The organism is Acinetobacter populi, from assembly GCF_002174125.1.
GTDB classification, from domain to species: Bacteria; Pseudomonadota; Gammaproteobacteria; order Pseudomonadales; family Moraxellaceae; genus Acinetobacter; species Acinetobacter populi.
Genome location: NZ_NEXX01000001.1, coordinates 766,946 through 789,599 on the forward strand (window position 1 = coordinate 766,946; position 22,654 = coordinate 789,599).

At 39.5% G+C, this 22,654-nt stretch carries 18 protein-coding genes; 10 read left to right on the plus strand and 8 right to left on the minus strand.

Annotated features, from left to right (window positions below; all coding sequences use genetic code 11):
* Window positions 1-85: 85 nt before the first annotated feature.
* From CAP51_RS03455 to CAP51_RS03465, 3 genes are all read right to left on the minus strand, one after another.
* Window positions 86-1,312: a sensor histidine kinase gene (locus tag CAP51_RS03455; RefSeq protein WP_087619345.1), complete on the minus strand. Its 1,227-nt coding sequence runs from the start codon at window positions 1,310-1,312 to the stop codon at window positions 86-88.
* Between the two features lie 290 nt (window positions 1,313-1,602).
* Window positions 1,603-2,349 carry a carbonic anhydrase gene (locus tag CAP51_RS03460; protein ID WP_087619346.1) on the minus strand — a complete coding sequence of 249 codons (747 nt, stop codon included), beginning with the start codon at window positions 2,347-2,349 and terminating at the stop codon, window positions 1,603-1,605.
* A 650-nt stretch (window positions 2,350-2,999) separates the two neighbouring features.
* Window positions 3,000-3,989: a LacI family DNA-binding transcriptional regulator gene (locus tag CAP51_RS03465; RefSeq protein WP_087619347.1), complete on the minus strand. Its 990-nt coding sequence runs from the start codon at window positions 3,987-3,989 to the stop codon at window positions 3,000-3,002.
* Between the two features lie 425 nt (window positions 3,990-4,414).
* Here CAP51_RS03465 and CAP51_RS03470 point away from each other — a divergent pair, with 425 nt between their 5' ends.
* The 7 genes from CAP51_RS03470 (at window position 4,415) to CAP51_RS03500 (ending at window position 13,553) form a co-directional block, all read left to right on the plus strand.
* Complete coding sequence (locus tag CAP51_RS03470) at window positions 4,415-6,916, plus strand: TonB-dependent receptor (protein WP_171294717.1); 2,502 nt, start codon at window positions 4,415-4,417, stop codon at window positions 6,914-6,916.
* A 67-nt stretch (window positions 6,917-6,983) separates the two neighbouring features.
* Complete coding sequence (locus tag CAP51_RS03475; RefSeq protein WP_087619349.1) at window positions 6,984-8,321, plus strand: sulfatase family protein; 1,338 nt, start codon at window positions 6,984-6,986, stop codon at window positions 8,319-8,321.
* Window positions 8,322-8,334: 13 nt separating this feature from the next.
* Window positions 8,335-9,594 (plus strand): ABC transporter substrate-binding protein, encoded by a 1,260-nt coding sequence (locus CAP51_RS03480; protein ID WP_171294718.1) that lies wholly within the window; start codon window positions 8,335-8,337, stop codon window positions 9,592-9,594.
* Complete coding sequence (locus CAP51_RS03485; protein ID WP_087619351.1) at window positions 9,594-10,538, plus strand: carbohydrate ABC transporter permease; 945 nt, start codon at window positions 9,594-9,596, stop codon at window positions 10,536-10,538. The genes CAP51_RS03480 and CAP51_RS03485 overlap by 1 nt, the downstream gene beginning before the upstream one ends.
* Window positions 10,539-10,540: 2 nt before the next feature.
* The gene (locus CAP51_RS03490; RefSeq protein ID WP_087619352.1) at window positions 10,541-11,419 is read left to right on the plus strand and encodes a carbohydrate ABC transporter permease; all 879 of its coding nucleotides are present in this window, start codon (window positions 10,541-10,543) and stop codon (window positions 11,417-11,419) included.
* A 4-nt stretch (window positions 11,420-11,423) separates the two neighbouring features.
* Complete coding sequence (locus tag CAP51_RS03495) at window positions 11,424-12,407, plus strand: formylglycine-generating enzyme family protein (RefSeq protein WP_087619353.1); 984 nt, start codon at window positions 11,424-11,426, stop codon at window positions 12,405-12,407.
* Window positions 12,408-12,428: 21 nt separating this feature from the next.
* Window positions 12,429-13,553: an ABC transporter ATP-binding protein gene (locus CAP51_RS03500; RefSeq protein WP_087619354.1), complete on the plus strand. Its 1,125-nt coding sequence runs from the start codon at window positions 12,429-12,431 to the stop codon at window positions 13,551-13,553.
* A gap of 1,021 nt (window positions 13,554-14,574) precedes the next feature.
* On the opposite strand, the gene CAP51_RS03505 is transcribed toward CAP51_RS03500, so the two are convergent.
* From CAP51_RS03505 to CAP51_RS17145, 3 genes are read right to left on the minus strand one after another with little or no spacing between them, the layout of a single operon-like run.
* Complete coding sequence (locus tag CAP51_RS03505; RefSeq protein WP_245809063.1) at window positions 14,575-14,805, minus strand: hypothetical protein; 231 nt, start codon at window positions 14,803-14,805, stop codon at window positions 14,575-14,577.
* On the minus strand, window positions 14,789-15,616 hold the full coding sequence (locus tag CAP51_RS03510; protein WP_087619356.1) for a Rha family transcriptional regulator: 828 nt from the start codon (window positions 15,614-15,616) through the stop codon (window positions 14,789-14,791). The genes CAP51_RS03505 and CAP51_RS03510 overlap by 17 nt, the downstream gene beginning before the upstream one ends.
* Before the next feature lie 3 nt (window positions 15,617-15,619).
* Window positions 15,620-15,838 (minus strand): hypothetical protein, encoded by a 219-nt coding sequence (locus CAP51_RS17145; protein ID WP_140404397.1) that lies wholly within the window; start codon window positions 15,836-15,838, stop codon window positions 15,620-15,622.
* Window positions 15,839-16,155: 317 nt separating this feature from the next.
* Between CAP51_RS17145 and CAP51_RS03520 the strand changes: the two genes are divergently transcribed.
* Window positions 16,156-17,235, plus strand: a complete 1,080-nt coding sequence (locus CAP51_RS03520; RefSeq protein ID WP_087619358.1) for a putative phage abortive infection protein — start codon at window positions 16,156-16,158, stop codon at window positions 17,233-17,235.
* Window positions 17,236-17,824: 589 nt separating this feature from the next.
* Here CAP51_RS03520 and CAP51_RS03525 read toward each other — a convergent pair.
* Both CAP51_RS03525 and CAP51_RS03530 read right to left on the minus strand, forming a co-directional pair.
* Entirely contained in the window at window positions 17,825-18,820 is a 996-nt protein-coding gene (locus tag CAP51_RS03525; RefSeq protein WP_245809064.1) for a phage portal protein, read from the minus strand.
* Window positions 18,820-20,607 (minus strand): terminase large subunit domain-containing protein, encoded by a 1,788-nt coding sequence (locus CAP51_RS03530; RefSeq protein WP_087619359.1) that lies wholly within the window; start codon window positions 20,605-20,607, stop codon window positions 18,820-18,822. The genes CAP51_RS03525 and CAP51_RS03530 overlap by 1 nt, the downstream gene beginning before the upstream one ends.
* Window positions 20,608-20,762: 155 nt before the next feature.
* On the opposite strand from CAP51_RS03530, the gene CAP51_RS03535 reads away from it, so the two are divergent.
* Window positions 20,763-21,581 (plus strand): GPO family capsid scaffolding protein, encoded by an 819-nt coding sequence (locus CAP51_RS03535; RefSeq protein ID WP_087619360.1) that lies wholly within the window; start codon window positions 20,763-20,765, stop codon window positions 21,579-21,581.
* 47 nt (window positions 21,582-21,628) lie between these two features.
* A complete protein-coding gene (locus CAP51_RS03540; protein ID WP_087619361.1) occupies window positions 21,629-22,645 on the plus strand; it encodes a phage major capsid protein, P2 family in 1,017 nt (338 codons plus the stop codon).
* Window positions 22,646-22,654 lie beyond the last annotated feature (9 nt).

Below are 22,654 nucleotides of genomic sequence, written 5' to 3' on the forward strand. Positions count from 1 at the left end.
TGAAAACCTGATAACCTTATATGCTAATCATTCCCGAATTTAGATCGCCTTGCAAGAACATATCGGAGGTATTAAACATTCAGGTTCAAGATATACTTTCACCTATTGGCAAACGCACAATAAATTTTGTCCCCTGCCCCGGTGTCGACTCCACATGAATTGAACCGTGGTTTAAATCTAGAAAACGTTTACACAGCACCAGCCCCAAACCAGTTCCTTTCTCCCCAGCTGTCCCTTGCGTACTTGGCACAGTATGCTCTCTAAATAACTTGGCAATCTGCTCCGGCGTCATACCAATCCCCTGATCCTGAATGGAAATTTCTACCCATTGCTCATTTTTGATCGCTTTAATCTTAACGGTTTTATTACGATTGATCGGGGTAAATTTTAATGCATTAGAGGTTAAATTTTGAATCACTGATGTGACCATATTAACATCAGCAAAGGCATAAAGATCATCAGCAACGTCATAATCCAAGTGAATCTGTTTTTTAAAAGCAAAAGCATTCAAAAGATCAAACACAAACTGTAAGGTATCAACCACTCTAAAATGTGAAGGTGTTTGATGAAAACGTCCATTTTCGGCCATGGCCCAATTCAGTAAGTTTTCTAGTAAGCCATAGGTCGATTGCGTCGTATCATGAATATAATCTGCCAGACGTTGTGCAGCAGCTTCATCCAGTGTTTCTTTCTCATGTGCCAAAATATCAGCACAGCCCAAAATACCATGAAAAGGCGCACGTAAATCATGTGCAATGACTGAAAAATATTTGGCGCGCCCAAGATTCATACTCTCTAACTCAGCCATGCGCTGTTGTAGGTGATCATGCTGTAAAAGTTGACAACCACTCTTTTGACGTTGCTGTATATAGCGTTCAATACACTGCCAAGTCGTATGAGAAAGTTGATGCTGCTGATCAGAAAACAGAATCACAGTAAAATCATATTCAACTGCATCAAAAGATAATTTGAGGGAACTTGCGGATTCCAGCTTATGATTAAATAATTTTTCGAGTTTTTGTTTTAAAGTTAAAAATGAAGGCGAGAATACATTCAACTTAATATGCTGGCCTAATAAGGTAATTTCATCCAAACTCACCTTACTAATAAACGACTCCTGTCCAAGAAATATTTTTACATATTGCTGACCGTTATCATAAAAACTATAAAGCGCAAAATCGTATTGACTCAATTCTTTTAATAAATCTACAGTCTCGTCAATAAAATTGGCAAAAGTATGCGCTTCTGCAAACCAAGTTGAAGAAAAGTCAATTTGAGTGGTTTGATCTGGCACTTGAACTGCAACTTGCATTTTTCGCCCCCATCAATCCTAGTGTATAAAAAACATTAAGATGTGTTTGATTGTTCAAAAATCGTTGTTATTGATTAAATCTAACATACCTATAAAAACTTACAAGCTATTTATGCCAAAAAGTGACAAAATTGGGCAACCCTATTTAGTTAAACTCTAGCATTAGTATAATCCGTTACTTCACATTTATAATTGACGATATTTTTTATACTTATATTTTTCTGTGCATAAAAATAAAAAAGGCAATAAAGCTCAATTGAACTTTATTGCCTATGGATCAAAATAATCTTTTAATCTTCAATCACAATACGGCCATTGACGGGTTGTAATGGGCGATTATTTGCTTCATCTTTCAATACTGCCTTGAATTGTTTTAATTGTTCGGCAGAAATTGTTAAAGGTTGTTTTAATACGATCCAGTTAACGCCTTCAGAACAAGGCGGTGTAGTTAATGAACCAGAGAAACGATAATATTCACGTTTCTTAGGTAACAGTTTTTCAAGATCCACAGTGTGTGTTAAATCTTTGGCATCATTTTCCTTATTGGAAAGATCAGACCAGAGTTTATTCCATTCAGAATTTGGCTGACCCAGTTCAAACATTACTGCAAGCACTGTGAGCTGACCTTCTGCATTGGCATTAACAAAATGCAATTCCAGCGGATAGCTTTTACCCTTGATCTGGTTTTCACTTGGGGTGTGGAAATGGAATTGTTTCAGGAAAAATTTCTGATTATCCAATACCAGATAATCACTATCATCTTTGGTATTCACCTGAACAGTATGACCATTGAATACAATGTCTTTTGGCGAAACTTTATATTCAATGTCAACTTTATGTTTCACAGTACTGGCATAAGTACTATTAATGTTAATTGGGGTTTGATTTTTACCCGCACTACATGTTTTATAATTTTCACTGAGTTCGCCCCAATGTTCTGGAGAGATGTCTTTGTCATATCCCCAATGGATTGTTTCTGCGGCAAAAGTCATCGAGCTTAAGCAGCAGATGAAGCTACTTAAAAGAATTTTTTTCATGGGAAAACCTATTGTGAAAACATATGAGAGATGTTACGAGAACGAAACGAATCATACGCCTATAATGAGATTTTGACTTATGGATTATTTATATAAAAGTTAAACTACTATTAGTATTTCTTATAAAAAGTTTTCACTGAAATTAAGCAAGAACCGTATCAGAAAAAAGAAACTAGTTTGAGTAAGAATTAAAAAATCAATTAAATCAAAAAATTAGAACACAACTTATTTTTATTAAAATTTTTTAAATTATACGCTTTTATTTAGTAAAAATTGTGACAATTTAATGACTATTTTTTCTTAGCATCCATCAATCTCATTAAAGCTATTAAAAATTCATCAAAAAAATTATGCTTCATCCTATATTTTCAATAAAAAATTAGATTATACAGTCTTCAGATCGGTAATTTAGACTAAAATATAACCCATCTTAATAATAGGGTTTAAAATTGATTATATTTTGTATGGATTAAATTTAAACAGTATCCAAAAATGTAAATGAGACATATTCACAAATAATACAAATTGAGAATATTCTTAATAACCATTTAAATCCTCATTTATATATTTGACATATTTATCCTTCCTTTTTCATCATTTTGTAAAAATAATATGAATATCTCTTTTTGGAACTTCATTTTAAATTGCGATTAATACGCAATAGATCTAAGTACTGGTTGGTATAGAACACTGGAGATTCCATCTTTCTTTAAGAGATTCAGCATTAATTTTGTCAGTTCATATCCCACATCTATTTCTTTAGGAATCTCTATGGTTTGAATATTAGGGGCTGGTAATATCATCTGTTCCGATAACATACCATAGACGATAATGTTTATATCTTTACCCAGTATTAAACCCGCTTTGGAAATAGCAAGTAATACCCCGATAGCTGCCATATGATTATCCACAAAAATCGCTTCTGGTAATACCGCTTGTTCCAAAAGATGTTGGGTGACTAAAAAACCAGAATTTTGCTCAAGACCAATGCGGTACTCTTGTAAGTGAATGTCTGGATATTGGCTGACTTCATTTTTAAAAGCTTGATACCTTTGCTGGATAAAATTATAAGATAAATCTGCGGCCAAATAAGCGATAGACTGATACCCTGCATTAATCAACTGTTTTGCAGCCAGTGCTGCACCATATGCATTGTCCATATCAAACCAAGCATAAGGATAAATAAATTCGTCACTTCTGCCATGTGCGACAAAAGGAATTTTTCGTTGATACAGATAAGCCAGTCGCTCATCATTAACCTTTGTGCGGGGAACAATAAAGGCATCGACACGCCCCCCCTTAATAATCCGTTCATAGGTTGCCAGCTCATGTTCTGGTGGCGCAGAAATAATCAGTAAATCGATACCCTCTTTGGCAAAACATTCGCTCATGGACGAAAGCACATGCAAATAATTAACATCGCCCAGATCATTCACGGTGGCGGGAAATACGATACCCACCGCATTGGCGCGTCCCAATGCAAGTCCTCTTGCAATTGAATTCGGCACATAACCAAGACGATCTGCAACCTGTTTGACTTTAATTTTTGTTTTAGAGGACACTTCGGGATAATCATTTAATGCTCTACTCACTGTGGTAAGAGATAAACCAAGTTCTTCTGCGATGGCTTTGAGTGACATTAAATAGATAACCTGAATAATCAATCTTTGTTGTATAGCATTTTATCGAATATCCTTTTATAGAATCCAATTATTTTCGTCTAAACTCAGCATAACCACCTTCCGTTAAAAAATCAGTTTTTATCAAAAATAATCAATCTATTACACGAATAAAACCGTTAACTTTTCAACCAGCACCATTTGTTTATCTATTTTTTAGATGTTGATCCCTATTTTTCTTATTTCAATTTAAAGCCTAAAAGTCACAAAATCCAAAGCGCTTTGGATTGATACAAAAAATCATTAAGATATTCCCATGATTCAAAATATCTTTCCTATAACAACAAGTTATCTATGAATTATGTATATCTAAAATGAATACTCGCTCAACAGATAACTTAATTTTTTGCCATGACTTTTGCTATGACCATTTGGGGGTTTGTATCATGATTTTATCCAAGACCAAATTATCTGTTGCTGTGAGTATGCTATTAAGTTTTGCAGTTCAAAATAGCCATGCAGACACACAACCGGACACTGCTTCAACGACTACGTCTCCTGCTGTAGAAACGCAATCTACGGAACAGGTCAAACAGTTGGAAACAATTGTCGTGACAGGTACAGCAAGAAGCAGCGGCATCAGCAAACTGGATGCCGGATTTTCTATTTCCACTGTAAACCAGGAGCAGATTCAAGAAGTGGCACCTCAAAGCACTGCCGATTTAATGAAAATCGTACCAGGTGTATTTGCCGAAACCTCAGGTGGTGTGGCCGGTTTACATGTCGGTGTACGGGGGTTCCCACAAAATGGTGGTGGCGGTTTTGCCACTGTACAGCTGGATGGCTCACCAATCTTTGTGCCTGCCACACTGGATTTCCTTGAAGGTTTTAGTCTATTTCGTATTGATGATACGGTTGAGCGTGTAGAAGTCCTACGCGGTGGTCCGAGCCCGATTTTTTCCAATGGTAATCCAGGTCTTACTGTTAACTTCATTCAAAAGAAAGGTAAGGATACCCCAGAAGGAACAGCTGGCATTACTTTAGGCTCTGAAGGATTATATCGTTTTGACGGCTACTATGGCGGTAAAATTGCTGAAGGCTGGTACGCAACTGTCGGCGGTTTTTATCGTCAAAGTGATGGGATTCGTGATACCCAATATCCTGCTGATGAAGGTGGACAACTCAGTGCCACTTTAAGTAAACGCTGGGGTGATGGCAATGATTTAACCTTCTATGTGCGAAAAACCCATGACAGCAATGCCTTTTTCACACCAGCTCCGTTACTGTCCAACAATGGTAAACTGTCAACTTATCCAGGATTTGATCAACGCAAAGATACCTTACAGGGCAACGATCTTCGGCAACTTAATCTGGAAATTGCACCTAATCAAACCATCTCAAGAGATTATTCAGATGGCCGTACCATTGATTTGAATTTATTTGGTGCCAATCTCGACTTAAATTTCGATGAATGGACCTTGAGTAATCGTGCCAGTTTTCTTAAAGGTACAGCCGATGTGCGTGCCTTATTTACCAGCGCAACGCCTTTAAGTTTAAATGACTATATCAATGGTCGTATTACTGCAGTCAATGGTTCTGCCAATGTAGTGAATAGTGCAGGTGGATCAGCAACCTCAGGGAGTGCTTCTTTTGCTTCAACCGGTAGTGCCATTACAGATTTATCCCGACCAGTTATTGTTGCTGCACTTAATTCAATCGACAAGGACATCGAATCTTTTAGTAATGACTTTCGCTTAAGTCGTAGCTTTGCTGATCATACTGTTACGTTAGGTGGTTACTTTGCACATTATAGTGTCGATGACTTATGGTATCAGGGCAATAATGTTTTATTGTCAATGGAACCGAATGCCCGTCGTATTAATGTCACGCTAGATAATGGGGTACAAATCAGTCGGGATGGTTTTGTCAGTGCCACGACCAATCAAGTTAAAGCGTCTTATAGCGGCAGTAATTATGCTGCATTTCTGGCAGACGAATGGCAAATCACACCCGATTTAAGACTGGATGCCGGCATTCGTCTGGAACACTATAAAGCGGATGGCAATCGAAACCTCACTACAGCCGGTGTCGATCTGGATGGTAATCCGCTGACGTTTTATAACAACAGTAGCGTTATTTTAAATGGGGACAAGCTATACTCAAAATTCTCTGATACCAAAACCTCTTGGACCGTAGGGGCTAATTATTTTCTACAACCTGATCTCAGTGTTTTTGCGCGTCTAAACTCTGGCTATCGTTTTCCCTCACTTGATGATGTTCGCAACTTAGGTGAAGCAAGTGTAGTACAAAGTATTGATCAGTATGAGCTGGGTTTAAAAACCATTAACTCATTGTATGATCTGGCGCTCACTGCATTTTTAAATGAATTTGATGGACAGACTTACACTCAGCAAATTGTAGATCCCAATACCAACCAGCAAACTACCATTAATTCAATTGCTGGTTCCCGGACTTATGGCCTAGAACTAGAAGCAGCCCTGCGCCCAACTGATCGTCTGGAATTACGTCTGAATACCACATGGTTAAATGGTGAATTTAAAGATGTCGTCGACAGTAGCAATCCTGCCTTTAAAAATGGCAATGAAGTGCAACGTCAACCCTCTGTACAGGTTCGTTTCACACCAAGTTATTATATTCCGCTGAATTTTGCCGATTTATCGCTATATGGCACCTATAGCTATCTGGGTAGCCGTTATTCGGATATCAATAATTTGCAATCTTTGCCGTCTTACCAGACTGTAGATTTAGGGGCAAAACTGGACTTCGGCCAATGGGATTTACGTTTTACCGGCAGTAATATCACCAATGAACTAGGATTAACTGAAGGGAATCCGCGTGTTGCAGGCTCAGCCAATGTAAATAATGTGGTGATGGGACGCTCACTATTTGGACGTGAATACCAGTTGGCCTTACGTTATCGTTTCTAAACTGTTTTGGCAGCAGTTTACGGACAGCTGCCCGATTTAATTTCTCTAGTATGAAGTTGTTATTGCCATGAATTTGCTTTATTTACATACCCATGATAGTGGTCGTTATGTGTCACCTTATGGGTTTGCTATACCTACGCCAAATATTGCCAAACTTGCCCAGCAAGGGGTACTTTTTCGGCAGGCATTTTCAGCAGCGCCAGTGTGTAGCCCAAGTCGGGCCGCTTTGTTACATGGTAACTGGCCACATGAAAATGGCATGATGGGCTTAGCACACCGTGGTAGTCGGCTCACCTCACCACATCAACATCTGGCTTATGTACTGGCACAAGCAGGTTGGCAATCGGTGTTAATTGGCGAACAGCATGTGGCTCCACCTGATGAACTCATGGCATTGGGCTATAGCGAAATTTTGCAAATTGACAATACTGCTGCACAGAAAGTCGCACCTGTTGCCATCAACTGGCTCAAACAACGCGATCGCTGCAAACCATTTTTCTTATCTGTGGGTTTTCATGAAACCCACCGCCCCTATCCCTATGTTGCTGATGAAACACAAGCACGTTATCTCTCCACTCCACCCGGAATTCCTGATAATGCCGCCAATCGTCTGGATATGGCGGGTTATCATCAATCGATCAAAATAGCAGATGAAGCCTTTGGACAAATTCTGGCAGCATTAGAACAAACAGGCGATGCAGACGATACACTGGTGGTACTCACAACCGACCATGGGCTACCTTGGCCCAATATGAAATGTACTGCGGGGGATGCAGGTACAGGCGTCATGCTGATTATTCGGGATAATGGACATTTTTCCGGTGGCAAGGTCATTGATGCTATTGTTTCACAACTGGATATTTTCCCGACATTTTGCCAACTTGCCAATATTCCGGAACCTGACTGGCTAAGAGGAGAAAGTTTATTACCACTGGTCACAGGTGAAACTGAACAACTTCATCAACAACTCTTTTCAGAAATTACCTATCATGCTGCATTGGAACCTGTACGTAGTATTCGCACAGCGAAATGGCGCTTTACCAAGCGTTTTGATGCAGCAGATTTGCGTATTCTGGCGAATGTCGATGCCAGCCCAAGTAAACAGCAATTTATTGAACATGGCTGGCGCAACTGGTTGCCCGAGGGAGAAAGTTTATTTGATGTGATTCTGGATCCACAGGAAAAAGTCAACCTAATTGATCGAATAGACTATGGCGAAATTGCCCAACAGCTTCGGCAACAGTTATTGACCTGGATGCAGGAGACCCATGATCCTCTATTACAAGCGGACTGGACGCCTGATCCAAACATCTATGTTGTACCTCGTGATTCTATTTCACCGGATGGTGATGCCAAGGTCAACTCACAACAGAATGATGACCCAACCTCATCTACTGTATTATAAGGTCGCCAATCCTATGAAAAGAAGTGTTTTTTTCTGTTTATGTAGCCTGTCTGTCACGACACTATTTTCATCAGCATATGCAGCAACTTTAACCCTTGCTGCACCCTCTGATGCACAGCTTCCTGCACTGGAAAAACAATTGGCAGCATGGCAGAAAAAAACCGGGCATCAAGTTAAAATCATCAAGCTGAGTAATGCCAGTAATGATGTATTTGTGCAATATCGCACCTGGCTGGCTTCACGCAATAACAGTGTGGATGTCTATAAATTTGATAGTCAGTGGGTCGGGCAATTGCGCCGACACTTACTAGATTTGTCGCAAGATACCACTCAACAGCAACAGATGTTCCCCACTGTCATTTCCGCATATTCTGATCAAAGTGGAAAATTATATGGGCTACCTTATACCGTAGGTATTCCGCTACTCTATTATCGTAAGGATTTACTAGATCAATATCAGCAGCCAGTACCCAAAACATGGACAGAAATGACCCGAATTGCCAGCTATATTCAGCAACAGGAACGGGCAAAAGGGCAAAAAAACCTATGGGGCTATGTCTTTCAGGGCGCTGCCTATGAAGGTTTGACTGCCAATGCTTTGGAATGGGTAGCGTCCCATGGTGGTGGAAAAATTGTTGAGGTGGATGGTTCAATTAGCATCAACAATCCTGCCAGCATCGCTGCACTGACACTGGCTAGTTCATGGGTTGGAAGTATCTCCCCCATTGGTGTAGTCAATTATAAGGAAGATGATGTACGTGGCGTGTTTCAGACCGGTAACGCGGTATTTATGCGACACTGGCCAGCAGTGTGGAATTTACTACAAAAAGAATCAGGTAGTGCAGTTTCTGGCAAGGTTGCTGTCACGCGTCTACCATATGAAGGTCAAGGCCAATCTGCGGCAACTATGGGTGGTTGGGGTTTTGTTGCCTCTAAATACTCAAAGCAAAGCCAACTGGCAAAACAACTGGTGATTTATCTCGGTAGTCAGGAGGCACAGCGCATTTCAACGGCTTATAGCTTACCACCTACTTATCCGACACTGTATGATGATCCAGCCCTTATTCGGCAATTCCCATTATTGCCCCAACTTAAACTTGCTGCACGGGATTTGATCGCACGATCTTCAGCACAGACTGGACAACATTATCCTGAAGTCAGTAATGAATTCTGGACAGCGGTACAACGTGTTTTACAAAAACGACAAGCTGCACCTGAAGCAGTCGAGCAATTGGAACAACGCCTGAAACGGGTTAAAGGTCGAGGGTGGTGATGAATATCAATCATTTAAGTCAGACATTTTTTGCCAAGACATTGGCAGCAAGACGATTACGCACAGCCCTATATTTATTGCTACCAGCTTTATTATTACTGCTTTTGGTGGCGGCACTACCATTGGGACAGACCATTTTATTTAGCTTTAGCAATGCCACTGCTGATGATCCACAAGCGGCTCAATGGGTTGCTTTTGATAATTATTTTAGTGTTTTTCAGGGTGAATTTTTAGGGATTTTAACCGATACACGCTGGTGGTTATCGGTTAAAAATACCATTATTTTTGCCTTCTTTTCCGTATCGCTTGAATTGTTTTTTGGCATGGCGATTGCGCTGAGCCTCAACCGAGAATTTCCCTATCGAGGCATTGTACGTGCCTTGGTATTAATTCCTTGGGCGATTCCAACCATTGTTTCGGCACAAATGTGGGTCTGGATGCTGCACGATCAATACGGCATTATCAACTGGATACTCACACAGCTTGGCTTGATTGATACTGGTGTGGCATGGTTATCGCAACCGTCCACTGCACTTGCCACCATTATTGTGATTGATGTCTGGAAATCTACCCCCTTTATGGCTTTAATGCTATTGGCAGCACTACAAACTGTACCGAATGAGTTAAAGGAAGCGGCCAGAATAGATGGTGCAACATCATGGCAAACGTTTAGGTACATTGTTTTACCAATTATTTTTCCTGCAGTCGCTGTGGCAGTGGTATTTCGTATGCTGGATGCCTTACGGGTATTTGATCTCATTTATATTGCCAATCCCTCTGATGAAAATGTAATTTCTATGTCGGTCTATGCCCGTCGTTTATTATTTGAATATGGCAAATTCGGTGAAGGTTCAGCCGCTTCGGTCCTATTATTTCTGGTCGTATGTGGCTTGGCGATTATCTGGATTAAAGTTTCAGGTGTCATTGAGCGGCAGGAGCATTAACCATGACAAAAAACATTGCAAAGCATATAGGCAAAAGTGGGTTATTTTTTTTCTGGTTATTGGTGGTAATAGTCTGGCTGGTATTTCCCTTTTATTATGCCATTATCACCTCGTTACAATCCGGAACAGCAATCTTTCAGCCCAGTTTAATTCCGGTTGATGCCAGTTTAGAGAATTATCGTCAAATTTTTCTTAGAGAATATTTTAGCGTCAATATTTTAAACTCGGTCATCATTGCCAGCACTGTGGTCGGCTTATCCTTATTTTTTGGCGTTTTGGCTGCCTATGCACTGGCACGAGTTGACTTTATTGGCCGAAAAACCTTATTACTGACAATCCTTGCAGTTTCCATGTTTCCGCAAATTGCAGTGTTGTCAGGCATGTACCAGATGTATGTGGCTTGGCGCAGTTTTTTACAAGTTGAATTGGGCGTGCAATGGTCACATGCCTTGTCATTAAGCTGGCTTAGTTTTTCTTATTTAATTTTTACCTTGCCATTTACCATCTGGACCATTACAGCCTATATGCGTGCCATTCCACAAGAACTCGAAGATGCAGCACTGGTCGATGGCGCCAGTTATCCCACGATTATCCTTAGAATCTTTCTACCAACCCTCTGGCCTGCACTCATTACGACAGGGCTAATGGCTTTTGTTACAGCATGGAATGAGTTTTTATTTGCTTTAACCTTTACCAGTCAAGAATCCGAACGGACCGCAACGGTGGCCATTTCTATGATTTCCGGAATTGCCGACTATCAGGTGCCCTGGGGCATGATTATGGCAGCCTCGGTCATTATCACCATTCCCATCATTCTGCTGGTATTAATCTTTCAACGTCGTCTCATCTCTGGTCTTACCGCAGGGGCTGTTAAAGGATAAATCTATGCATAAACCTATCACACCACAAACCCAATCGCCCTGCTGCTGCCCACAAAATCAACAACAGCATTGTCCATCTTCAATGGAGATACAAGTACGAGCTCATGAGGTGTTTCAGCTTGATCTAGTTAAATTTGAAAATCAACAACAGTTTTTGATGGGCAGTGAAGATACTGACATTAATATTTTGGATGGCGAGGGTCCTGTTCGAGAAGTGACCTTATCGCCCTTTGCCATTGCAAGCAAACCAGTCAGTAATGCAGAATTTCAACAGTTCATTGATGCTACTGCATATGTGACGCAAGCAGAACAGTTCGGTGGATCGTATGTGTTTTTCAAACATTTACAAACACAGCAATTGCGACATTATCAGGCACAACATGTCGCTGAAACACCATGGTGGGTCTATGTAGAACAAGCAGCATGGCATTGCCCTGAAGGAAAAGGTTCAACCATTCAACATCGACTGGATCACCCTGTAGTCCACATCTCATGGCATGATGCCCAAGCATTTTGTCAGTGGGCAAAATTGCAATTACCAACAGAAGCACAATGGGAATTTGCAGCACGAGGCGGCTTAATTCAGCAAAAATATGCTTGGGGCGATACATTCCAACCTAATGGACAATTAATGTGTAATACATGGCAAGGCAAGTTCCCTGATCAACACAACGGACAAAATACACCTGATACCGGATATTTAGGCACCTCTCCTATTGGTGCATTCCCTGCCAATAACTATGGTTTGTATGATGTTGCTGGCAATGTATGGGAGTGGTGTACCGATTATTTTAGTACACGCCATCTACAACCCCATTTACGTGATCCCAAAGGCCCCGAGACTGGCAAACAACATGTCTTGAAAGGTGGCTCTTTCTTATGTCATGACAGCTATTGCAATCGTTATCGTGTTGCTGCACGAACAGCAAATACGCCGAACAGTAGTGCATCAAACATTGGTTTTCGTTGCGCCTCCATCCCTAAATAAAAATAAATCGAGAAATCCCTCATGGCAAAAGTAACCCTCAAAAACATTGTAAAACGATATGGTCAACTTGAGATTTTAAAAGATATTTGCATAGAGATCGCTGATGGTGAATTTGTTGCTTTGGTTGGGCCATCAGGCTGTGGCAAATCGACGCTTCTGCGCACTATTGCAGGACTGGAAAGCATACAATCTGGCGATGTTAAGATTGGTGAACAGATCGTCAATAATATTGAACCCAAACATCGTGACATTGCCATGGTATTTCAAAGCTATGCCCTCTATCCACAAATGACCGTCGCAGAAAATATGGGTTTTGCATTAAAGCTTAAAAAAGTGGATAAACGGATCATTCAAAGCAAAGTCGAACAGGTCGCACAAATGCTGGACTTAAGTGCAATTCTTGCGCGTTATCCTCGCCAGCTTTCAGGTGGACAGCGACAACGGGTTGCCATGGGCCGGGCTATTGTACGTGATCCACAGGTATTTCTATTTGATGAACCCTTGTCCAATCTGGATGCCAAACTACGAGGGCGCATGCGACTGGAACTCAAACAATTACATCAAACGCTCAAAACCACCACGCTATATGTCACACATGATCAAATTGAAGCCATGACACTAGCAGATAAAGTCGTGGTATTAAGAGATGGAAAAGTTGAGCAAATCGGTACGCCTCTGCATATATACGATACGCCAGCAAATGTCTTTGTCGCTGGATTTATCGGCTCACCTAGTATGAATTTTCTAAAAGGTAAAATTTCATCACAGCATCCTCATGATTTTATCACCATACAAGGTAGCCAAATTTCACTTGGTAATTTTAATAAAAATATTAAAATATTACTGGATCGCGACCTAATTCTGGGTATTCGCCCAGAAGATATTGCACTGGTTACTCTCCCACAACAGCATGGCATCACAGTAACCATTCAAGTCACAGAACAAATGGGCGCAGAAACTCATGTTCTAACATTTTTACCATTACCTCACCAATCGCAAACCAAGCACAATGTCGAAGAATTATTTATTATCAGTAAAAATCGCGACATCGGACAGACAGGAGAACAGCTCCATCTAAGCATCAATGCGGAAAAATTGCATTTTTTTGATGCCTTGACAGAACAACGGATTAATACGCAGCAGTGATAGACTGCTCAACCGTAAAATAGAAAGCACTTAATTCTATTGACCTAATCATTAAGATCAGCAAAAAATCTTCTATGGTCTTTTAAAATTTCCATGCCCTAGTAATCTATGAATAATTAAAGTTCCTTAAAAATATCAGATAGTTTGATTCAAATTAAGCAGTATAAATAAGGAAGTATAAACTCGAAAAAAAATCGAAAATCCTACAACGACAAAGCCCCAAGCCTTTATATATCAAGGCTTCTGAGTTTTGCGTAATAAACTGTTTATTCTTAGTGGTTCCGAGGGTCGGAACCACATTAGCGTTAAATAACAACAAGTTCACTATCTTTGGGCGGAGAATTGGCGGAGATAGCACGATATACAATGAACAAGAAAAAGAAAAATCCCGAAATATAGTGACAAATAAATCCCGGATATTCTGATACAATCAAAATGGCAAAATTGAGGGTTTTAAAAAACTAGGGGTGGTCTCGGAAAAGGGTAACAAAGGTAACAGCATTCAATAAAGTATAGTTAAATACATGTTTTATATAATTAATTAACTAAATTATAAAAGGTAATTTCATGGTAACTTGGAGGTAACAAATTACCATTTAAAAAGGTAATCAGATGTTACCTTTTATATACATGATTTATATATGTTTATTTAAAAAATCACGATTCTTGTTACCACAAATTACCCTTATAAGGTAACAAGAATTAATACATATTATTCAATAGCTTATATTAATATTTTTGGCATATTTTTAACGAATTACCTTTTGCCCTACCTTTTTATAAATCCCGATCTATCATATTTTTTATAGTCCTATTTTTATGTTGCAGAAGTTCGCAGAATGCTTGTAGAAATATGCAGAATCACATTACAAATCGATAACACTAGACCCTGTTATATATAGCGTAGAACAGCAATATTTTTTAAGGCTATTTTTTGTAGAAGAATCGACACATTTAGACCGGGCAGGTGAGGTGGGGTGAATTGCCCGCCGCCATCGGGCAGGCAAGTTCGGTCGGCTTTTTATATTTGATTGCAGATCTCATACACTTGCAGATGTAACCCATTGATAATGGCATTGAACTCCTCGCTGGGTAGTCCATCGTCGTAATACATTCGACTAAGTGCTGAGATGTATTGCTCCAGACGGTTGAGTTGGTCTTGTACACTCTCCAGTTTATCTTCGGCTGTACGTAGTGAATTGCCTGCTTTTAATAATGGAATCATGGCATGCCCCTTATGCGTTAAATTCAATGGCTTGTTGTGGTTTTGTGGTATCGAATACCCAACACTTGACCGTCTTATCCGTGACAGCACTATGTACTGCATAGTTATGCTGCATGTACTTTGGATAAGGATCACGGCTATGCATAAGCAATCCTGCCAGTTCGATACGAGGTGGTATGCCTTGAATAGATTGGGACACTTGTTTTAGGTTAAGTGCTATCAGATTGGGGTTCTTGCTATGATTGAATTTGTCCAGCCCATAGGCAAAGACAGCCTTCCAGAAAGTATCTAATACATCACTCTGAAATCCTTTGACTGGAATAACACTACTGACGTTAAGTATTTCTTTATGCAGGCGATTTTTATTCCAACATACAATCTCTACGCTATGTAGATAGCCCTCTTCATCGTAGATCATTTGATTGACGGTAAACTCTGGGCTGCCTGAAATTAACTGGACTTTTGCACCGTATTGCAGACCTTGCGATACATACTGTTGGTTGTGCAATAGCACTGCCATCGTATTAAAGGCTTTGATATAAGCTTCTTTGATCTGTGCTGCCTTCTCTCCAGTAAAGCCCATGACCAAGAAGATAAAACCATCTTTGGTCATTTCGTAGTATTTGGACTCTCTTTTAACTGCACCAGCCTGAATAGTTTGTACGTGGGCGCAAAATTGCGCTGACGTAAATTCGGGTGAACAATCTAGGTTTTCAATTTTTCGAATAACATCTTTATGTTGTTTCCCAAAAATCTCTGCGACTTTCAGGCTATCGGTTTTTACTTGTTGGTTTTGGATAAAGACGGCGTTGTCTAGGTCAAATAATGATGTGTTCATTGATTATTCCCCCATAAAGAAAAAAGAGAATGCAAATAGGACTGAGCAAAATAAGGCTGTTGAATCTAACAGGGCTTTGCGACGTTTATTTTTTCGTTGTTGGCGTAGATGGGCATCTACATCGTAGATTGGTGTGTGTTCTCGAATTCGAGCATAGCTCTCATCTTGCGCTCGGGCAAAGCAATGCTTTGCTAATCCTCGCTCATGATTTGATTTTTTCATGTTCTTTACTCTTGAATAAGTTTTTACAAACCTACCGCCATTCTTTCCACGGAATGGTGGCAGACCGAACAGGGGTGGAAATACCGCTCAAGAGTACACGGCCAGCACAAGGCTGCCCTGTCCGATCTACCATAGCGAGTATAGTCGATCAGACTTTTTTGACAAAAAAAGCCGCTTATGAGCGGATATTTTCTGCTCTCTTGAATAAATAAACAGGTTTCCACGCCTGTACAGAGATTTTGCTCTGTACTTAGGATAGTAACTTAGTTACTATTTACGGGTCAAGTGGGGATGATTTTTTATTTTTTAAGTTAACTATGTCTGAACAAGAAAAACCATTTTATAAAAGTTTTACATTTTTAGGGCTTATCGCAATCGCTGCATCTTGGATTATTATTTATGGCGTTTGGGTTACTTACCCTGATCGTATTATGAATGATGATAAATATAATTCAAAAAATTTACCTGAAAATACATGGAAAGGTGTGCCCTATCAAATACCAACTGAAGAAGAAATGGCAGGTCGATCATATTATGGTGCTTTAGGTGAAAAGTATGGTACTTATGGTGATATGTATGGATCACTGAATACTTTATTTAGTGGGCTAGCTTTTGCTACCTTAATCATTTCACTGTTTTTACAAATGTTGGAATTGAGAGAAACACGTAAGGAACTTGCTAGTCAAAGTCAAGCACTTAAAGATCAAAAAACAGAATTTGAAAATCAAACTCAAATTTTGCAAGAGCAAGAAAAAAATGCAAAAACTCAATTGGATATTGTGAATAATCAATTAATTGAATCTAAAAAACAAAATTTTAATAATCTATTTAATGCCTTATTAGAAGAAAGACGTTTTCGTATTAATAATATGATTATACTCCCACAAAGCCCTGGGGGTGAATCTATTACCAAAGATCAGGTTTTTGTATCATATGCTAATAATTTTCTATCAAGAATAGATGGAAAAAATATAACTCTTGAATCTATTTTGGAAAAATTCGATGTAAAAAATAATTTTAATAATCGTCGAGAGCAGCTATATCAGCATTGGATAAAGTTTGAACATTATGAGACAAGAAACTATGTAATTGGTAATTATTTTAATACATTTATTAATTTACTAGATTCAATAGAAGAGTATAAAGATATATTAGATAGATCATATGAAAGTCACATAAATATAATAAAATCCTTATTTACTATACATGAAATTATTGTATTTTTCTGGGTAGCTTTAATATTTGATAAATATGATAAGTATGTACATAAATACAAGCTACTTGACAAATTACCATATACAAAAGGGTGTGAAATCTTAGCAAAATCAACCTATAAAATTCAAGCTTTCGGAAATAATCCTGACTGGATAGCAGCCTATAAAGAAAATGATAGTTAATCACCACCACCGCACAACCTCAATCAAACGAGCCATAGCATAAATAAAGGCGACAAAAATGATGGCATAGGACATGATGCGTAAAAATTTATACTTAGCGATTGTTTCCATAATTTTCTATCTATACCTGTATCTTTATTTCAAAACATTTATATAAAAATATGTGAATGCGATCAAAAACATAGAAATTACGATTCCTATTTTTTAAAAATAGATCGCCATATGCATTCATTTTGCCAACAATGCCTGAATCTTTCGCTGTCATTTTACCATCTACCTTTAATTATTTCGGTCTTTATATTCTATATATAGTCTTAATAGCTTTGGAGCATGCCAAGTAAGAATACACAGCATAATACAAAAGACGATGAAAAGAATTTTGAGCACTGAAATTGCGTCCATAATTTGCACCAGTAATACAATATCTTTGATATAATCCATCTAGGTTCTCACTTATTGTCTGTGAATTTGTGGGAAACAGAAAAGCCGAGAATTACGAGTTCTTGGCTTTTTGCTTTTGGACTAAAATTAATATGATGTTTAGGGTGTGTCTTGCAGGTCGTGTTGTCTATTGTCAATACACAACACGTCAATCCTTCAGTGGCATCGGATTATCAAAACGAATCAACTGTTCCCCTGCCCATTCATTCACAATCGACGATAACCGTACTTGCAATGGGATAATCTCATTTTCAAAATAAATTTGTGATGCTTCCGTTGGAGATCCAAAGCCAGCAGTATTACTCGGAATGATCCCCATCAACACAGGTGGAATTCGCATCCCTGCTAGGATATCTTCTCGTGTAGTTGACTTGATATTAAAGAAATCATCCTTTGTCGCCACTTCATTAACAGGGATAATCTGTACGCCCTTATCTTTGCCGTTTGGTGCGTGGATAAAAAGGTTCTTAAAGTTACCAGGACCTTTTGAATTTTTTACCGCAGTTTGAATCGCATCGGCATCATCTTCGGTAATATTTGGATCATTCATATACAAGATATAACCTGTATGCGATCCATTGTTGTAGTACTTGCGACGAAATAGTGTAGCCGACTCATTCAGCAATGCACTTTGCAATACTGCCATCCATTCCGGCACACCGTACACTTCTTGATTAATATCATTTTCAGCAATATGGCAGATATAATTTTTACGATATGGCTGCAATGAATAATCATCTTTAATCAATAAGAATTCATTGTCTTTACTCATTCGCCGGGTATATTTTGCAATCGAAGCACGATAGTACAGCGGTTCACCCAACCAATTATCTACACGCTCCAGATAAGCATTGGCAAACGTCACAAACTCAAGACACAGGCGATCAAATTGTTTCAGGTTTAATTTTGGGTGTGGCACAAAATATTTTAACAGTTGGTTTTTCTTGAACTGCAAAGCACTGGGTAAATAGGGATTAGATCCAATCGATTTTGCCAACCCATACATATTAAATGGCGTTTCATAATATTGACCATTCCACCAGCATTCCATCATATCCTGTATTTGATAGCCATTTAAGACCGGTTCCGGATCGCCAAAGGTAAAGACCATACCATCACTTAGCTTTACGTGTTCATCACTCATTATCCAATCTCAACTTTTGTTCTACCTGTTTTTGCGCCCTGGCGTTGGCCAAGCGGTTCATTTTGTAGGGCATGCAATAATGCCCAGGCTAAATCTGCATGTCCGGTTTCTTCAGATCGGCTTGCTTCAAATGTGAATTGACGACCGGATCCGGTCATGGTTTTTTTGATCGACATTAAACTCATGGCAATATCAATATCACCGGCATCAAATTCAAGTCTTTTATCCTGAACCACTTCAAGTCCTTTCATCACCAATAATGTTTTAACTTCTGGTGAATAACTGTATGTGGTTAATGCTGGGAAAAAGACTTTGACCAGTTGGGCTACACCTGTACCCATACCTGTCGTATCCAGTCCGATATAAGTCACCCGATATTTTTTACATATTTTTTCAATCACATCGGCTTGCGATTTGAAATCCATGCCTTTGAATTGATACTTTTCCAGTACACGGAATTTTGAATATTCATAATCAGGCGGTGCCAGAACAATCAATCCGGCACTGTCGCCTGTTTCCGCTGGATCATAGCCAAGCCACACCTCTTTGTTGCCGAAAGGTCGATTGAATGCTGGTTTAAAGTCCTTGTACCAGAGTTCCATGCTATCAACCATCAATGGTTGTAAGCTTGCCAATGGGAACATTGAGTGACCATCATCGACAAATTCACACATATACAGATTAGAAAATTCATCTGTACTGTTTTCATCGATCAATTCTTCAATATCAAATAAGTCACAGCCCTGACGTTCGGCATCGTAAATATTAACAATATGTCGCCAAGTACGATCCCCACATAATGCACCGTTTACCAATGCACCATGTGATACATCAATTTCAACCTTTTTATCCTTGGTTCGCCCTTTGTTATAGGCTTCACCATTCCAGAACTTATAACCCTCATGGGTTTTGGTGGAAGGGGTGGAAAAATATGTTTTTTTATAGATTTTTTGAGTTGCCATACCGGAGGCAACTTTTTTCAATTGGGCAAAACCATAAACCCAAAAGAACTCATCAAAATATAAATCGCCGGAGTAACTTTGCGCTGTCCTGAAATTTGTACCTAAAAAGAATAAACGTACTGTTTCATTGCTTGGCAAAGTAATCACGATCGGATCGCCAGTAAGATCAACTTCGATTGCCTGCATGACAAAATCTTTGATATATCCCTTGAAGGCGTGTGCCTGGGCTTTTGATGCAGAGATAAAGATTTGATTTCGTCCGGTGGTGATTGCTTTAATCAAAGCCTCTCGGGCAAAGTAGAAAGTTGCACCAATTTGACGGGATTTAAGCAATATTCGGTTACGTTGATCTACATTGCGGTACCAGACTTTTTGATAATCGAATAATCCCTCATCAAATTTTTCAATCAGTTGTTCGATTTGTTCTTCTGTCAATGCATTGGGTAAATTTGCTTTTTTGGGTTTAGCATTTCTATTTTTAATATTCGGATTCAGATCCGCTTCATTGCCACCATTTAAATATTTATCGACCCTAGCCAGACGTTCGACCTGCCGCATTAAACAATCAATTTCTTTAAAATCATGTGCCGACTTTTGATCCTTCAAAATCAGCATCACCATTCTGGCTTCAAGTGCTTCGGCAATACGACATGCAGGTGCGTCTTTGTCCCATTCATCACGGGTTTTCCATGCGTGGACAGTTTTATCATTCTCTTTCAAGAATTCTGCAATCGAACTGATCCGCCAACCCATCCAATATAAAAACTTGGCATACAGTCGGTTATCAAAGGTCAGTATTGGGGATTTTTCGGCGATTTCATTCATGTAGCCATTAAGCCAATTACTACAAAATTAAGCATGTTGGTGGTGTTGTCTATTCGCTATACACAACAAGGGCTTATTGCGTATTTATCCATTTGTGTCGATTCTGCCAATTATATTTATAGATTGTTATTTTCAATTTTAACGCAGGACCCGACATGTCAGCAGAAAATCAACCAACGGCTAAAAAATCAAAATGGTTTCGTGTAGCCGTCGCCGGTGCATCAATTGATGGCCGCACCATCGAACCGCAATGGCTCACAGATATGGCTGATACATATAGCCAAAATACCTATGGTGCCCGAATTTGGCTTGAACATTTACGCAGTGCATCACCCGATTCAACTTTTGGTGCATACGGTGATGTACTTGCACTTAAAACTGAAGAAGTTGAAATCGCCGGTGAGAAAAAACTTGCGTTATTTGCCCAGATCGAAGCCCTTCCACAATTGCTTGAAGTCAATAAAAAAGGGCAAAAAATTTATACATCCATTGAAGTCAAACCGAATTTCGCCGGCACAGGTAAAACCTATTTAGGTGGACTGGGCATTACCGATTCACCTGCATCCATTGGCACCGAAAAACTAAAATTCTCTAGCACATTTGCTGGGATCAAGTTTGGTGACGGCCCCGACAATCTGTTCTCGACACCGATTGAAGCCAGCATCGAATTTGAAGAAACCCAAGCCAATACAGGTTGGTTCAATAAATTCAAAGCCATGTTCTCCAGCAATGCAGAACAAACCGATGCCAATTTCTCAAACGTGCAGCAAGCCGTTCAAATGGTTGGCGAACGTCAGGTTGATGTCGAAAAACAATTTGCATCATTGCAAACAGCACATAACGATTTAGTCGAAAACTTTAAATCACTGAAAACAGATTACGAAACGGTAAAACAGAAACTGGAATCGACCGAGCAACCGGGACAACAGCAGCAATTTAGCCGTGGCAATTCAACCGATGTCGTGGACTGCTAAACCGGTCCTTTAAATTTTTACGATTAACCAGATTTTGAGATAAAAAAATGCGTAATGACACCCGATTAAGATTTAATGCAGCAATGACACAACTGGCCACGCTCAACGGAGTTTCCAGTGTTACCGAAAAATTTACTGTCAGCCCGACAATTGCACAGAAAATTGAAGGACAGATTCAGGAAAAAGTCCAATTTCTCGGCATGATCAATGTTGAAGAAGTGATAGATCAAACAGCGGAAGTGCTTGGCTTAGGCATGGGTTCAACCGTTGCAGGACGTACAGATACCAGTGGTACCGGTGAACGTACTGCAATTGATCCATCCAACATCAGCCGTAAACGTGTCTATTTCTGCCGTCAAACCAATTTCGATACAGCAATCCGCTACAACCGACTTGACATGTGGGCACATAAACCTAATTTCTACCCATTGTTTAAAGATCAGATTCAAACCCAGCAAGGTCTGGATCGTATCATGATCGGCTGGAATGGTACGTCTGCCGCTGAAACAACCAACCGAGCAACCAATCCACTATTACAAGACGTCAATATCGGCTGGCTGCAAAAAATCCGTACAGATGCACCGACGCAACACATGACTGAAGGCGTGGAAGATTCCGGGAAAATTACCGTTGGTGCAACAGGTGACTATAAAAATCTGGATGCATTGGTACAAAATATTGCCGATGAATATATCCATCCGATTTTTCGAGATGGTACCGATTTAGTCGTCATTGTCGGTCGTAACTTGCTCAATGAAAAGAATTTCCGCATTACCAACAATGCAGATGACAACGAAAATGTTTTGGCAGGCCAAGTTTTGGTATCACAGATTCAGATCGGTGGATTAAAAGCTGTCCGAGTGCCGTACTTCCCGGAAAATGCAATTCTTATCACCAGCCTGGATAACTTGTCGATTTATTGGCAAAAAGGTACTCGTCGTCGTCACATCATTGATGAACCGAAAAAAGACCAGATCGCAAACTATGAATCGGTGAATGAAGACTATGTCGTAGAAGAATACGAAAAAGTTGCATTTGCAGAAAATATCGAATTTATTGACTAAGGTAATTTA